The organism is Parafrankia irregularis (genome assembly GCF_001536285.1).
Classification (GTDB): Bacteria; Actinomycetota; Actinomycetes; order Frankiales; family Frankiaceae; genus Parafrankia; species Parafrankia irregularis.
The window spans coordinates 1-14473 of the sequence record NZ_FAOZ01000059.1 but is presented as its reverse complement, the minus strand read 5'-3'; the positions used below and the strand labels follow the sequence as shown (position 1 = coordinate 14473).

Genomic DNA, 14473 nt, shown 5'->3' with positions numbered 1-14473 from the left:
CTTCCCCAGATCCAGGCCGGCCGCCCGCAGGTAGATGACCTCGTCCTTGACGTCCTGCCGGCCCAACGCCGCCCCCTTCGACCCGATGACCATCGGTGGACATCGGGTCGCCTGGAGAGACCAGGGAACGGGCGAATCTGACACACGTGCTCCCGGCAGCCGCCAGGGGCGGCTGCCATGGCACAAACCGTAGTCCCGGAACCGGCCTCCATCGCCAGCCTTGCTTCACGAGCTCACCGGCATCACAGAATCACCGGCTTACCAGGCGACCCGGCCCTATTTTTCCCTGCATCCGTGGAGGCCAGCGCAGCGGCCTGGCGACCCTTGCTCGGAAGTGGCGGCGGCAGTGGAAGCCCGAGGCTTGGGACTCTGCGACGGGCGCTCCGACGGTCAAAACCCTTACTTCACGCGGACTGCCAGGCACTCCACGCCCGTTTTGTCCGTATTGACGAGGCTTGTAGCGGCCTAGATCAATATTGGCGGGCCTACGGCAGGTTGCCGCGGCAGAGGGTCAGTACAGCCAGCGCGATCTCGGCACCCCGCGGGCCGAGCTCGTCCGCCCAGGCCGTGATGATCGCGTTCTCCCGCCCGTGCTCGACCCGCGGGCCGCCGGCTGCCGCACGCAGCGCCTGGACCTGGGCGGACAGATCCTTGCGGGTTGCCACGAGGGCGCGGATCCTGATGTCGATGTCATCGATCAGCTGACGACCCTCGTCGATGGAGGCGATGGTCGGCGCGGAGGTGGCGGGCGTGGCTGACTCGGAAGCCTCGGCGGCCGGGGAGGTCGTGGCGGAGCTTGCGGCGTCGACGACGTTCGTCACGGGTGGGGCCCTTCGGTAGGGCTCGGCGCGGCCCGCGCCACGAAGGACCCGGGTGTTGCCGGGCTGTGGTCTGAGCGGAGCCGCGTGCGATCAGCGGCAGAGCGGGGACCGAACCCGGCCCCCATAAAACCTTCGCGGTGGACGAAGACCGACCCGGCCGACACCCGGCCGCCCGATCCTGGCCTGTGGCGCCCCGATCGCCGCTGACAGAGCTGTGCTCTCCAGCGCGCGCGTCTGAGGCCCACCGAACTGCATGGACCGAGCATGCCAGGCGTGGTCCGCGCAGTCCAGAAGGTATGGATGTGAGGCCGGGCTCGTGACCCCCGGTGGCATGATCGGCAGATGGACCAGATGGAGCTGGCCGGGATGCCCCGCCGGCTGTTCTCCTGCACGCCGTCCCGGCTGGCTGCGTTCGAGGACTGCCCGCGCCGATACCGGATGACCTACCTGGATCGCCCGGCGCCGCCCAAGGGCCCGCCGTGGGCGCACACATCCGTCGGCGTCAGTGTGCACAACGCGTTGCACCGCTGGTGGGACGTCCCGCTGCCGGCGCGGACTCCGGAACGCGCCGGCGGGCTGCTGCGCATGGCGTGGGTCACCGACGGTTTCCGCGACCGGGAGCAGTCGGCGGCCTGGCGCGAGCGCGCCGCGGCGATGGTCGAGGGCTACACCGCCGGGCTCGACCCCGCCGCCGAGCCGCGGGCCGTGGAGCGTCAGGTGGCCACCCGCACCGAGCAGCTGGCCTTCCACGGCCGCGTCGACCGTCTCGACCAGCGGGCCGGTGAGCTCGTCGTGGTCGACTACAAGACCGGGCGGCGCCCGCTCACCGAGGCCGACGCCCGTGGGTCGTCCGCGCTGGCGCTCTACGCCCTGGCCGCCGGGCGGATGCTGCGCACCCCGTGCCGCCGGGTGGAGCTGCACCATCTGCCCAGCGGCACGGTCGCCGTCGCCGAGCACACCGACGCCTCGCTCCAGCGGCATGTGCAGCGCGCGGAGTCCGTCGCGAGTGACATCACCGAGGCGACCGACCGGCTGCGCGCCGGTGCGGATGCGGATGCCGTGTTCGCGCCGAGCCCGGGCCCGCTGTGCTCCTGGTGTGACTTCCGGCGGCACTGCCCGCAGGGGCGCGCGGTATCGCCCGACCGGGAGCCCTGGGAGGGGCTGGCCGAATGACTGTGGCCGCTTGTTGTCACCGGTGGTGACTCGCCGTGCAACCTGCGCGCCGGGCCGCGTCAAGGCTTCTAGGGTGGTGATTCCTCAGGGCTGCGCCGGTCGGCGCGGGTCGCCCGCCTGCCCTGGCAACCGCAACCCATATCCGCTCTGACCAGGTCGGGGGGCCGTACCAGTGCCGCGCAAGTTCTCCTATACCCACCGGGATCTCGCCAGCGCGTCGTGGCGCTCCGCCGCGGCGGAGGAGGGCGAGCTCAACCGTGTGGAGGTGGCGAGGGTCCCAGGTGGCATGGCCATGCGTGACTCGGACCAGCCTGTCGGCACGGTCCTGCTGTTCACCGACGCGGAGTGGGATGACTTCCTCGCCGGCCTCGCGGATGGCGAGTTCGACCTGACGTCCTGACGTCTCGACGGTGACGTCCTGATGGTGACGTCCTGACGTACTCAGGGCGGTCTCCGCACGCCCGCCGCCCGGCCGTTCGCGGTCCCGGGACGGTACCGGAAGCGAGCCGGGCGGCGGGCTGGCCGACTCAGGCCGCTGACGTCAGCTCAGCGCGCCGGTGCGGATGGCGCTGACGAACGACGACCAGGACCGTTCCGAGAACACCAGCGTGCCCCCGGCGCGGTCCTTGGAGTCCCGTACGAACGCCGAGCCCGCACCGGGTGCCCATTCGACGCAGTTTCCACGCGGCTGGCTGTAGCTGCTCGTCCGCCAAGCGAGGGACTCGACGCCGCCCTTGCCGGCACCGCTTGTGTATGCGTTCACTCCACTTTCACCTTCTCAACTATGCGCATGATCATGGCGCCTGCCTCGTCAGGACCGAGAGCGCAGGCTCTGAGTTTGTCGAAGGCGACTTTATAGCGGCGAACCTCGTGTGCCTTTTCCAGGTACACCGCGCCGGAGAGAGCCTCCAGATAGACCACGGGTTGGTCTCTGGTATCGGGGAACTCGAAGAGGGTGAACGGAAAGCCCTGAGCCGGGTAGCCGCCGGCGCGGAAGGGGATCACCCCGATGACGACCCGCCCGCTGGACGCCTCCGCCAGCAGGTGCTCCAGCTGGCCGCGCAGGACCTCGGATCCGCCGACCGGACGGCGCAGGACAGCCTCGTCGAGAAGGGCATGGATGCGCCGCCCGGTCTGGCCGCGTCGCTTCTGCCGCTCCCGCTTGAGGGCCACCGTGCGCTCGGCCTCGGAGGGCGAGCCCTCACCGTCGAAGTCCATGGCGAGCGCGCGGGTGTACTCCTCGGTCTGCAGCAGGCCGGGGACGAGAACCGATTCGTAGGTGCAGATCGTGTCTGCGTCGCCCTCGAGGCCGATCAGCGTCTCCAGCCAGTCGGGTACCGCGTCGCCGAAGGACTGCCACCAGCCCTGCTCCTTCGACTGGCGCACCAGGTCGAGCAGGATCCCCCGCTCGGACGAGTCGTGCACCAGGTAGAGATCGAGCAGGTCGCGGACGTCGCGGACGCGGGCCGGGGTCCGCCCGGTCTCCACCCGGCTGATCTTGGATGGGGAGCATTCGAGGTGGCGTGCGGCGTCGTCCGCCGACAGCCCCGCCTGTTCCCGGAGTCGGCGAAGCTCGGCGCCGAGCCGCCGACGGCGCACTGTCGGACTTCCCCCGATGGTGAGCTCGGACATGGTGCCTCTCTATGGCCGTTTGGCTGATGCTTTGCGCGTCATCGCGGAGCGCGCGGCGCATGCCACGCCTGCCCGCGCGCCGAATCGGTTCAAAGCGGCGGGGAGCGCGCGCTGAGCACACCGAACGGAAGAGCGAGTTCTGCCGTCACGGGGCTACCAGGTGTTCGTGTCATTTAAAAGAGTTAACGAAATATAACCGTTCGCATGCCAATGTAGCCTGAGCGTCATGATCTCAGCATAAGTTGGCAGGCGGTGGGAACAATGGATGCACAATCATCGTGAATGCACGTGCGTCGCTCACGGTTCTCGACTGACACTATGTGTCCGATATATTGCTTATGGTGGCCGGCGGGCGGCTCTGTCATGGACCGTCACGGCTGCGTGGGGGGGATCATGATGGACGGTGGGTCGGCCGCCCGTACGGCAGGCTGGCGTGGTCCGGCCTTCGGCGGGTCCACCCCCGCGGGGGCGGCCCAATCGGCGGATCCTCGGCAGGCGGCCGCCGGACCGCGTGTCGGCGAGGAAAGCCGCTTCCAGGTCTTCGACGGTGACGGCCAGTTCGTGGGCATCTTCGAGACCTGGGAGGCCGCACACGCCTGGGGCCATCGGCGCGCGGCCGAGCCGCTCGCCCGGCTGCCGATCCGGATCGAGGACCAGCTCGACCGCCGGACCTGGAGCGTCGAGCCGGGCCTGTGCCAGCTGGTCGTGGGGCGACGCCAGAACGATCACGAGCCGCCCACCTACGTCCCAGGGTTCGAGTCGTCAGCACCGGTGGCCGGCGCACCGCCCGTCGCCGCGGCATCGGGTAGCGCGGCATCGCCGGGAGCGTGGAACACTCGGGCCGCTGCGGGCCAGCCAGGCCGCCCCGTTCCCGGCGGTGGTGGCGGGCGCTGAGAGTCCGGCTCCCGGGGCCGGCGCAGCGTGTCCGCCGCGGCAGACCGGTGTGCGGAGCGGCAGCCCGGAGCAGCAGCTTGAAGCGGCAGGCCGAAGATCTGAGGATTCCGGTCGTGCTGGCGACCAGGATCCTCCGGTCCGGCTCGGCAGCAGCGGCAGCACGATGCTCGGGCTTGCCAAACGCTCCCGTTAGGGGGAGCGGCTCAGTGGGAGTGGGCCCGGAGAGGCAGAGGGTAGCCCGCGCTGGCAGCGCGGGCGTGGCCCCGTCGTACCTCGCGGGTCAGCGCGGTCAGATAACGGCGGCCGGGCGCCCGGCCGATGGCGGCCGCCCGGAGCCGCCCGCCGAACCGCGCCGGATCGCGCACCATGTCCGAGCGTGCCGGGAGCAGGTAGCGCCCGCGCAGGTACTCGCCGATCCACCGGCCCTGTGGGCCGGCCAGGTCGGGGCCGGCGGAGACCTTGAACAGGCCTTCGAACTCGATGTGGAAGACCCCGCCGAAGAAGCGGCTCTCGCCCCATCGACCCGGGGCCGCCGGCGACGACGGATCGTCGCGCCAGGCCACCGGCGGTCCGCTCGCACCCGTGGTCGCAGCCGCGGCGCCAGAAACGCCGGGCAGGTCAGAAACGCCGGGCAGGTCGGACACGCCGGCCAGGCCGGTCCTGCCGAGCAGGTCGGGCGTGCTGACGAACACGACCGCGTCCTGGTGCGCGAGGGCCGTCGCGCCGTCCCCGTCGTGCTGCGGACCAGTGCCTGACAGCATGAACGAGCGGCGCGGGCCACCATCGGCGGGCACGGGGCCCACTGCGAGCGGGCCGGGCAGGAGGGTGAGCCGGTCGACCAGCCCGAACCCGGCCAGCGACCGCTCGGCCGCGCGGGCTGCCAGGTCGCCGGCGCCGCCACTGCCACCGGCGGTGGCAGTGGCGGCGAGCACCATGATCGGTTCCAGCCCGCCTTCGGCGAGGGCGATGAGCGCGGCCGCGCCGGCGGCCCCACACACCGCCGGATCGTCAGCTGCGGCGCCGACGCCGAGGACCACGGCCAGACGGGGAAGACGGGACACGCCGGCCGACTGTACGGCATGAGCCACCGGTGGGGATGACGACGTCACCCTGGGACGTCCCGCACTACCGTTGCGGGCATGAGTGTCGTGAAGATCAATGTGCTGACGGTTCCCCCGGCGATGCGGGAGACTCTCGAGGCGAGGTTTGCCGGCCGGGCCGGGATGGTCGAGAAGGCGGACGGGTTCGAGTGGTTCGAGCTTCTGCGGCCGCTGGAGGGGACCGACACCTACCTGGTCTACACCCGGTGGCGCAGCGAGGATGACTTCCAGAAGTGGCAGTCCTCGATGGCCTTCAGCGAGGGGCACCGGGCCGCCGGCGCGCAGACCACGCCCCCAGCCCACGGCCATCCCGGGGGCGCCTCCTCCGGTGCTCCCGCGGGTGCGCCGGCCGGCGCACCGGGTGGTCACGGCGGGCCAGCCGCCTCCGGCGCGACTTTGTGGTCTTTTGAGGTCGTCCAGAGCGCGGCGCCAGCCGCCGGCTGACCACGCCCCGTGGCGTGGCCCGCGCTGTCAGTCCTGTGCACGTGGCGGGCGCCGGGCAGCGCGGGCAGCCCTTTGCCTGGGGTGTTCGAACCTGGCTCGGTGCTCGGAGGGTGCAACAGAATCCTGAGCGCCGGGTTGCCGTCGGTGCCGGGCAAGATCTGAGGATCGTGATCGCGGCCCAGTGGGGCGACTCCGAAGAGTGAAGGATTCTGGTCGTTCTGACGACCAGAATCCTTCACTCTTGCGGACTGCGAGGCGACTCTGCACCCCTTTTGCGACTCTTGTTGTGAATTGTTGGTGCTGCGTGGCGGTGCGGGATCCCCGCCGGGCGGCGGGCGGAGCGGGTGCCGGGTGGCTGGGCGGTGGGCGGGTGGACACCGACCGCCCAGGGGCGTGGGGCCCGGGGACCGATGCCTCAGGCCCGGCTGTCGGCGGCACCGCGGTGGCTCGCGTCCTCCACCTCGCCGACGAACTCCTCCACGACGTCCTCCATGGCGACGACGCCGAGGGTGCTGCCCGCCGCGTCCACCGCACGGCCCAGATGGCTCTTCGTCCGCTGCATGAGGCGGAGCACCTCGTCGAGGCGCAGGTCCACGGGAATCCGCACCATGGGGCGAAGCCGCCGCGGCACGAGCGGCTCGTCCCGGGCGTCCTCGGGGATCCCCAGGACGTCCTTCGCGTGCAGGAACCCGGCGAGTTCCGCGGTCGTGCCCTGTTCCCGGCCGGGCCCGGCCGCCGGGGCGCGGACGGGGAACCGGGAGAAGCCGGTCTCGGCGACGAACCTCTCCAGCTCGGTGGCCGTCACCGTCCAGGGCACGGTGACGACGTCCGCACTCGGGACCAGCACCGTGCGCGCCGTGCGTACCGACAGCTCCAGCGCGTGGGTCAACAGTTCGTGCTCGCCCTGGTGCAGCAGCCCTTCCTGCCGCGACTGGCCGATCAGCGCCCCGAGCTCCGAGGGTGTGTAGGCGGACGCCAGCTCGTCCGACGGGGTCACCCGCAGCAGCCGCAGGATCGCGTTCGCGAACGCGTTCAGGAACAGGATGAACGGCCGGACCAGGCGGGCGAAGGCGAACAGCGGTGGGCCGAGCCAGCGGGCGGCTCGTTCGGGGCCGGCGATGGCGAGGTTCTTCGGCACCATCTCGCCGAGCACCATGTGCAGCGACGCCACGATGCCCAGGGCGATCACGAACGCGATCGCGTGCTGGGCGTCGTGGGGGACGCCGGCCGCGTCCAGGCCCGAGGCGAGCAGGTGGGCGACGGCGGGTTCGGTGACCGCGCCCAGCGCCAGCGAGCACACCGTGATGCCCAGCTGGGTGGCCGCCAGCAGCGGGGAGAGATGCTCCAGATGGGCCAGGACGGCCTGCGAGCGTCGGTCGCCGCGCTGGGCCGTCGGCTCGACGCGGTCGCGCCGCGCCGAGATCAACGCGAACTCGGCGCCGACGAAGAACGCGTTCCCGGCCAGCAGCAGCAGACCGGCCGGAAAGGCGAGAAGGTTCATCGAGCCTTCTCCGTCGTCGACTCGGACCTGTGGCGGTCCTGACCGTGCCCCGTGAGATGGAGAAGGCTCATCGGTCGTCCGCCGCCGCGACGAGGCGGATCCGGTTGATCCGGCGGCCGTCGATCGACACCACGACAAGCTCGTGCCCGTCGACCCGGACGACGTCGTGCTGCTGCCCGAGGCGTCCGAGCCGGGCCAGCATGAGACCGCCGACGGTTTCGTACGGCCCGCTGGGCAGGTCGACTCCGGTGTGCTCCCGGACCTCGTCCAGGCGGAGCAGGCCGGAGAGCAGCCACTGCTCCGGGCCGAGCACGACGACGTCTGGTGCGGCCGGTCGGTCGTACTCGTCGGCGACCTCGCCGACGAGCTCCTCGACGAGATCCTCCATCGTGACGATGCCGTCCAGCCCGCCGTACTCGTCGATCACGACGGCGAGCTGCAGACCATGGCGGCGCAGGCGGTGCAGCAGCACCTCGCAGTGCAGCGAGGCGGGAACCAGCAGCGGGTCGCTCATGAACTCCGCCACCCGGCGCATCCCCCGTTCGGGCGGTGGTGCCCGGAACGCGTCCTTCACGTGCACGATGCCGACCACCTCGTCGGCGGCCGGGGCGGCCGGTGGCGCGGCCCGCAGCACGGGGAAGCGGGACAGGCCGGTCCGCTCGGCCAGCGCCAGCAGATCCGTCAGGGAGGTGTCCACCTCGACCAGCACGGCCCGCACCCGTGGGGTCATGACGTCCGACGCGTGGCGGTCACCGAAGCGCAGCGACCGGCTCAGCAGCGTGGCAGTGGTGGTGGGCAGGGTGCCGTGCTCGGCCGACGATGTCACGATCGAGTCGAGCTCGGCGGACGAGCGCCCGGCGCGAAGCTCGTCCTGGGGCTCGACGCCGACCGCCCGGACCAGGGCGTTCGCGGCGCCGTTGAGGACACTGATCAGTGGCCGGAACACCCGCGAGAACAGGACCTGCGCCGGCGCCACGGCGCGGGCGATCCGCACCGGCTCGGAGATGGCCCAGTTCTTCGGCACCAGCTCGCCGAAGACCATCTGCGTCACGGTCGCCAGGACCAGCGCCAGCACGATCGCCGTCACCCCGCGCGGCGACGGGCCGATCCCGATCGCGGCCAGCGGCGGCCGCAGCAGGGTCGCGATCGCGGGCTCGGCGAGGTAGCCCACGGCCAGCGAGGTCACGGTGATACCCAGCTGGGCGCCGGAGAGCTGGAACGACAGCGACCGCACGGCGTGCAGCACGGTACGGTCCCGGCGCTCACCCGCGTCGACGGCCTGCTGGATCTGATGCGGCTCGACGGCGACCAGCGCGAACTCGGCCGCGACGAACAGGGCGTTGCCGGCGATCAGAAGCACGGCCACGAACAGGTAGCCGGCGGCCTCAAGCATGCTGGTCGCTCCCTCGGGTCGGCCGTTTGCCGCGTGGTGCCGTTTGCCGTTTGCCGTTTGCCGTGTGGTGCGTGGTGCGTGGTGCCGGGTGCCTTCAGGTCCGGTGCCTCGGTGCCTGCGGGTCAGCTCCGGTGCTCGGCGGTGCCGGGAACGGTCCTGCCCGTCCGGGATGCCGGCAACACGGGCCGGGGTGTGGTTACGCCCGACATGTCGGATCGGGCGCTCGCTGGTGCGCCTGGCCTGGGCTGGTTTGCCCCGCCAGCTGATGTACGCGAGAGATTCAGTCACAGATAGTGTTGTGATCAGTCGGTTTCAGTTGTCACACTGATCGATGTGGCCCGGGTCCTTGCTGTAGCCAACCAGAAGGGTGGCGTCGCGAAGACGACCTCGGTCGCCAGCCTCGGCGCCGCGTTGAGCGAGCTGGGGCGGCGCGTCCTGCTGGTGGACCTCGACCCGCAGGCCTGCCTGACGTTCTCCCTCGGCCTCGACCCGGACACACTGGAGCTTTCCGTCCACGACGTGCTGCTCGGGAGGCTGCCACCGGGCATCGTCATCCGCTCGACCCCGGACGGAAGCGACCTGCTGCCGGCCACCATCGAGCTGGCCGGCTGCGAGGCCATCCTGCTCTCCCGGACCGGCCGTGAGCATGCGCTGCGGCTGGCGCTGGGGGAGATCGCCGCCGAATACGACTTCGTGCTGGTGGACTGCCCGCCCTCGCTCGGGGTCCTCACCATCAACGGGCTGACCGCCGCGGACGAGGTCGTCATCCCGCTGCAGTGCGAGACGCTCTCCCACCGCGGCGTGGGCCAGCTCCTCGACACCGTCGCGGACGTCCAGCGGCTCACCAACCCGCGGCTACGGGTCCGCGGGGTGCTGCCCACCCTGTTCGACGGGCGTACCGCGCACAGCCGGGCGGTCGTCCTCGACGTCGAGACCCGCTATCAGGTCACGATCCTGGATCCGCCGATCGCCCGGTCGGTGCGGTTCGCCGAGGCGCCGGGCCTGGGGCGGTCGATACTCACCACCGCCGGCCGTTCGAAGGGCGCCGAGGCCTATCGCGCACACGCCCGTGCGATCGCGGGTGGGGGCGCGGGGACCGATGTGGCCGCGACGCCGCCCGCCGGTACCCAGGCCACCGGGCGAGGGGCGTCGCGTGGACGTGCGGGCCGCGAAGGCGAAGCGGGCCGTGCGCCGCGAAGCGTGCCGCGGCTGGCGACGCCCTCACCGGTTCAGGCAGTGCCCTCGGAAGCCGCAATGCCGGAAGCCGTGATGTCGGAAGCCGCAATGCCGGAAGCCGTGATGCCCGGTGCCGCGGTGTCAGGAGCGGTGTGAGCTCGAACGCGTCGGCGGGCTTCGACCGGTTGCGTCCCCGCACCGGAACAGGTGGCCCGGACGAGAACACGGGACGTCCCATGAACCGGGAGCGCACCACCGGGCCACCCGGGAAGGCCGCGAGCCCCGGTGCCCCCAGGTCGGTCCAGGTCGCCGGTGTGAGCGCACCCGGAGCGCCGACCGGCCGGGACGCGCAGGGCAAGCGGGCCCTCTACAGCGGGGTGCGCCCGCCGGGGAACCGCAGCGCCGTTCTCACGGTCGACTGCTCCCGTTGCGGCCGGACGAGCACGGTCAGCCTGCGGCGGGCGCTGTGGGTGCTGACGCCGAGCGTGCACCTTCCGCTCCCGCGTCGGCATCCGTCGCTGCTGCGCTGCCCGGCCTGCGGGCGGCCGAGCTGGGTCAGGCTGGCGCTGCGCACCCGTCCCTGACCCGTCTCGTCCCTGACCCGTCTCGACCTGCCTCAGACCGATTCGACACCGATTCGCGATCCGACCTTCCTGAGGCTGTGGCGACCTGCCTCAGGCTGACTCGGCGCGACGGGCGTGGGTTTCCGCGCCGGAGTCCTCGTCGCCGTCGCCGCCCGACTCGGCCCCGGCGTCGCGAACACTGCCGGTGCCGCGGCCCCGGCCACCACGGCGCCGCCGACGCCGCCGCGCGGGCTCGTCGGTGGAGTCGGTGGCGGTCAGCTCGACGGCGCCGTCCTCGCTGTCGCCGCCCAGGACCCGGACCGCGGTGACGGTCGCCGCCCGACCGGCGAGCCCGGCACCGTTGGTGTCGACGTCGACGTCGCTCACGGGGCCCGGATCGGTGCCCTCGACGGTGTCGGCGTCGGCCTCGCCGGCGACGGTCAGCCCGGTCGCGGCCGCAGCCGCGCCCGCACCGCGGGTGCGCTGCCGCACCCGGGTACGCGCCGGGCGAACCGCCTTCTCCTCCTGGTCACGCTCACGGGTGCGCTGGCGGGTACCACGCCGGCCGCCGCCGCCGAGATCCTCGACCTCCTCCGCGGCCAGCCCTGCCCGGGTGCGCGCGGAGTGCGGCAGCGAGCCCTTCACGTCGGCCGGGATGGCCAGCAGCTCGAAAAGGTGCGGAGAGGTGGAGTAGGTCTCCAGCGGCTCCTCGAACGGCAGCGCGAGTGCCTTGTTGACCAGCGTCCACCGGGGCAGGTCGTCCCAGTCCACGAAGGTGATCGCGACGCCGCTGCCGCCGGCACGGCCGGTCCGGCCGATGCGGTGCAGGTAGACGTTCTCGTCCTCGGGGCACTGGTAGTTCACCACATGGGTGACGCCACCGACGTCGATCCCGCGGGCCGCCACATCGGTGGCGACCAGCACGTCGACCTTGCCGCCGCGGAACGCGCGCAGGGCCTGCTCACGCTGGCCCTGGCCGAGGTCGCCGTGGACAGCCGCCGCGGCGAAGCCCCGGCGGGCCAGGTCGTCGGCGACCTTGTCCGCCGTGCGCCGGGTACGGACGAACACCATGGCCAGGCCCCGGTCCGTCGCCTGCAGGAGCCGGGCGAGGACCTCCATCTTGTCCAGCGCGTGCGCGCGGAAGACGTGCTGCTGGGTGTTCGGGACGGTGCGGCCCTCGTCCGGCTGCTCGGCGCGGACGTGCACCGGCCGGCTCATGAACCGGCGGGCCAGGCCGATCACCGGCCCGGGCATCGTCGCGGAGAACAGCATCGTGTGCCGCTGCTCGGGGAGGAAGGCGATGATCCGCTCGACGTCCGGCAGGAAGCCGAGGTCGAGCATCTCGTCCGCCTCGTCGAGCACCAGGGTGCGCACCCGGGCGAGGTCGAGCGCCTTCTGGCGGGCGAGGTCCAGCAGCCGGCCCGGCGTGCCGACGACGATGTCCACACCGGAGCGCAGGGCGCTGAGCTGGGGCTCGTAGGCGCGGCCGCCGTAGACGGACAGCACGCGCAGCCCGCGGCCGAGGCCGGCGCGGGCGATGTCCGCCGTGACCTGGACGCACAGCTCGCGGGTCGGGACGACGACGAGGGCCTGGGGGCGGCCGTCGGCGCCCTCGTCCTGGGCCTGCACGACCTGGACGACGGGGATGCCGAAGGCGAGGGTCTTGCCTGTTCCGGTCCGCGCCTGGCCGATGATGTCGGTGCGGGCGAGCGCCAGCGGGAGCGTGAGTTCCTGGATTGCGAACGGCCGGACGATGCCGACCTCCGCGAGCGCGGCGACGGTCTCGGGCCGGACGCCGATCTCGGCGAACAACGGGGCCTCGGGTCGCTCCTGCGCGGGGACGTCACCCACGGCGGCTGCTGCGGCTTCGCTGGTGGGCTCTGTGCTGGTGGCGAGCTCCGTGCTGGCTGTGGGCTCGGTGTTACCGGTGGGCTCGGTGTTGCTGGTGGCTTCGATGTCGGACGATGGTGTGTTTGTGACGGACAGCGGGACGCTCCTGGTCTGCTCTGAGCGGTGTCCTACGCTGAACCCGCTCGCGATATGCCGCGCGGCGCCAGCGGCCCGATTCCCGGGGCGGCGTCAGTCGAACAGCGGCCTGATGGCTGGGTGGTGTGATGACCACCGGCTGAGCCAAGGATAACCCGGGTCCCGCCCTGCGTGGGTGTGATATTGCAATGTTCTCGTTCTGTCTGTTCGCTGATCTGTGCGTGGCGGCGCTGGCCGTCGTCGGAATTCGTGCCCACAGACGCCACGCGGCACCGGTTCCGCTGTCGCCACCCCCTGCTCGGCAACGTGCCCGACACCTGGCGAGACTTCTGCCGTCGGCCTGCCGACATCCCACCTTCATGCCAACGACACATCACCTCAGGACGATCGAAATGCGACATTACGGTCGGTTTGGCAGGCCAGCCTGGCCGAGATGACGCACGGGCGGCCTACCGAACCCGCCGGCCCGCCGTGCCGCGGTCCCGTGGCCGGGGCACGCGGGGGCGTGTGGGCGCATGGGCGCATGTTGGCGCACGTGGTTCTCACCCGTCACGCGGGACGTCCAGCCCGCACGTGCGCACCGGCGCGATCGCCGGGAAGTGCCAGAATCACGCCGTGGCCCAGACTTCGCAGACCCACCTCGGAACTCCTACCGCCGACTCACCTGGGCCTGCCGGCGAGCCGGCCGCGCCGGAAGGCGCGGACCCCGCTCTGGTCGACCTGCTGGGCCTGCTCGCCTTCGGTGAGCTGACCGCGTTCGAGCGGATGGCGACGGACGCCCGCATGGCTCCGACGCTGGCCGACAAGATCGAGCTCGGTCGGATGGCGGCGGCCGAGTTCGCGCATTTCGAGGCCATCGGGAACGAGCTCCATCGGCTCGGGGTCGACCTCGAACAGGCGATGGCACCGTTCGTGTCCGCGCTGACGGCGTTCCACAACCTCACCGCACCGTCGGACTGGCTGGAGAGCCTCGTAAAGGCCTACGTCGGGGACAACATCGCCGCCGATTTCTACCGGGAGATCGCCGGTCGGCTCGAGCCCGAGCCACGGGCGCTGGTCCTGAGCGTGCTCGCCGACACCGGCCATGCGGCCTTCGCCGTCGAACGGGTGCGTGCCGCCATCGCCAGCAACCCGGTGATGGCGGGCCGGCTCGCGCTGTGGGCCCGTCGCCTGGTCGGGGAGGCGCTGACCCAGGCGCAGCGGGTCGCGGCCGACCGGGACGCGCTGACCGGCCTGCTCGCCGGTGTGGGAGATCTGGAGGAGATCGCCGAGATCTTCAACCGCATCATGGCGGCGCACCGCCAGCGCATGGCCGCCCTCGGCCTCTCCGCCTGAGGCCCGGCTCGTCTCCCGGGCAGCTGCCGGGCAGGATCTGAGGCGCCCCGGACGTCCGCTGTCGCGGCTGCTGCCGAGCAAGGAGTGAGGATTTTGGCTGCTGCAGCAACCACGATCCTCAGGTCTGACACGAAAAACTGACGTGAGCTGCGGGTCGGGGCTTGATCGGCTGGTTGTGGCGGGTTGGGTGGGCTGGGTCCGGTCAGGCGGGGTCGAAGCGGATGGTGAGGCCGAGGGCGTTCGCTTCGCGGATCATGCGTCGCATCGCGCGTTGCGGGTTCTTCCTCGTGTGGTAGTCGGCGCCGAGGTCCTTGTGTCCGGTCCTGTCGTGCAGGACATGCCAGATCGCGACGGTGAGCTTGTGCATGACAGCGACCAGGGCCCGCTGCTTCCCCCGGCGGGTGGCGATCCGCCGGTAGAACGCCCCGTAGTAGGAGTTCTTCTGCCTGATCGCG

The 14473-nt window shown here is 71.7% G+C and carries 14 protein-coding genes and 1 pseudogene; 7 read left to right on the top strand and 8 right to left on the bottom strand.

Annotated features, from left to right (window positions below; genetic code table 11):
• Positions 1–485 precede the first annotated feature (485 nt).
• Entirely contained in the window at positions 486–821 is a 336-nt protein-coding gene (locus AWX74_RS38140; RefSeq protein ID WP_054565173.1) for a chorismate mutase, read from the bottom strand.
• Between the two features lie 342 nt (positions 822–1163).
• Between AWX74_RS38140 and AWX74_RS38135 the strand changes: the two genes are divergently transcribed.
• Positions 1164–1994: a RecB family exonuclease gene (locus tag AWX74_RS38135; RefSeq protein WP_091287186.1), complete on the top strand. Its 831-nt coding sequence runs from the start codon at positions 1164–1166 to the stop codon at positions 1992–1994.
• A gap of 172 nt (positions 1995–2166) precedes the next feature.
• The gene (locus tag AWX74_RS38130; protein WP_091287183.1) at positions 2167–2394 is read left to right on the top strand and encodes a DUF397 domain-containing protein; all 228 of its coding nucleotides are present in this window, start codon (positions 2167–2169) and stop codon (positions 2392–2394) included.
• 141 nt (positions 2395–2535) lie between these two features.
• Here the strand turns inward: AWX74_RS38130 and AWX74_RS38125 are convergent, their stop codons facing one another.
• The gene (locus tag AWX74_RS38125; RefSeq protein WP_006543224.1) at positions 2536–2757 is read right to left on the bottom strand and encodes a DUF397 domain-containing protein; all 222 of its coding nucleotides are present in this window, start codon (positions 2755–2757) and stop codon (positions 2536–2538) included.
• On the bottom strand, positions 2754–3626 hold the full coding sequence (locus AWX74_RS38120; RefSeq protein WP_091287181.1) for a helix-turn-helix domain-containing protein: 873 nt from the start codon (positions 3624–3626) through the stop codon (positions 2754–2756). The genes AWX74_RS38125 and AWX74_RS38120 overlap by 4 nt, the downstream gene beginning before the upstream one ends.
• A 396-nt stretch (positions 3627–4022) precedes the next feature.
• Here AWX74_RS38120 and AWX74_RS41040 point away from each other — a divergent pair, with 396 nt between their 5' ends.
• Positions 4023–4520 (top strand): hypothetical protein, encoded by a 498-nt coding sequence (locus tag AWX74_RS41040; RefSeq protein WP_207550510.1) that lies wholly within the window; start codon positions 4023–4025, stop codon positions 4518–4520.
• A gap of 203 nt (positions 4521–4723) precedes the next feature.
• Here AWX74_RS41040 and AWX74_RS38110 read toward each other — a convergent pair whose 3' ends face one another.
• Complete coding sequence (locus tag AWX74_RS38110; RefSeq protein WP_091287189.1) at positions 4724–5581, bottom strand: hypothetical protein; 858 nt, start codon at positions 5579–5581, stop codon at positions 4724–4726.
• A 78-nt stretch (positions 5582–5659) separates the two neighbouring features.
• On the opposite strand from AWX74_RS38110, the gene AWX74_RS38105 reads away from it, so the two are divergent.
• Positions 5660–6064: an antibiotic biosynthesis monooxygenase family protein gene (locus tag AWX74_RS38105; protein ID WP_091287177.1), complete on the top strand. Its 405-nt coding sequence runs from the start codon at positions 5660–5662 to the stop codon at positions 6062–6064.
• A 415-nt stretch (positions 6065–6479) separates the two neighbouring features.
• On the opposite strand, the gene AWX74_RS38100 is transcribed toward AWX74_RS38105, so the two are convergent.
• On the bottom strand, positions 6480–7565 hold the full coding sequence (locus AWX74_RS38100) for a hemolysin family protein (RefSeq protein WP_091287174.1): 1086 nt from the start codon (positions 7563–7565) through the stop codon (positions 6480–6482).
• A gap of 67 nt (positions 7566–7632) precedes the next feature.
• Positions 7633–8958, bottom strand: coding sequence for a hemolysin family protein (locus AWX74_RS38095; RefSeq protein ID WP_091287171.1), 1326 nt, complete (start codon positions 8956–8958; stop codon positions 7633–7635).
• 333 nt (positions 8959–9291) lie between these two features.
• Here AWX74_RS38095 and AWX74_RS38090 point away from each other — a divergent pair, with 333 nt between their 5' ends.
• A complete protein-coding gene (locus AWX74_RS38090) occupies positions 9292–10290 on the top strand; it encodes a ParA family protein (RefSeq protein WP_091287168.1) in 999 nt (332 codons plus the stop codon).
• Positions 10287–10718 carry a hypothetical protein gene (locus AWX74_RS38085; RefSeq protein ID WP_091287165.1) on the top strand — a complete coding sequence of 144 codons (432 nt, stop codon included), beginning with the start codon at positions 10287–10289 and terminating at the stop codon, positions 10716–10718. Before AWX74_RS38090 ends, AWX74_RS38085 begins: the two co-directional genes overlap by 4 nt.
• 90 nt (positions 10719–10808) lie before the next feature.
• Here the strand turns inward: AWX74_RS38085 and AWX74_RS38080 are convergent, their stop codons facing one another.
• Positions 10809–12548 (bottom strand): DEAD/DEAH box helicase, encoded by a 1740-nt coding sequence (locus AWX74_RS38080; RefSeq protein WP_397312504.1) that lies wholly within the window; start codon positions 12546–12548, stop codon positions 10809–10811.
• A 750-nt stretch (positions 12549–13298) separates the two neighbouring features.
• On the opposite strand from AWX74_RS38080, the gene AWX74_RS38075 reads away from it, so the two are divergent.
• On the top strand, positions 13299–14018 hold the full coding sequence (locus tag AWX74_RS38075; RefSeq protein WP_165615972.1) for a ferritin-like fold-containing protein: 720 nt from the start codon (positions 13299–13301) through the stop codon (positions 14016–14018).
• 202 nt (positions 14019–14220) lie between these two features.
• Here the strand turns inward: AWX74_RS38075 and AWX74_RS40580 are convergent.
• Positions 14221–14473: pseudogene (locus AWX74_RS40580) on the bottom strand (IS110 family transposase); the annotation flags it as partial.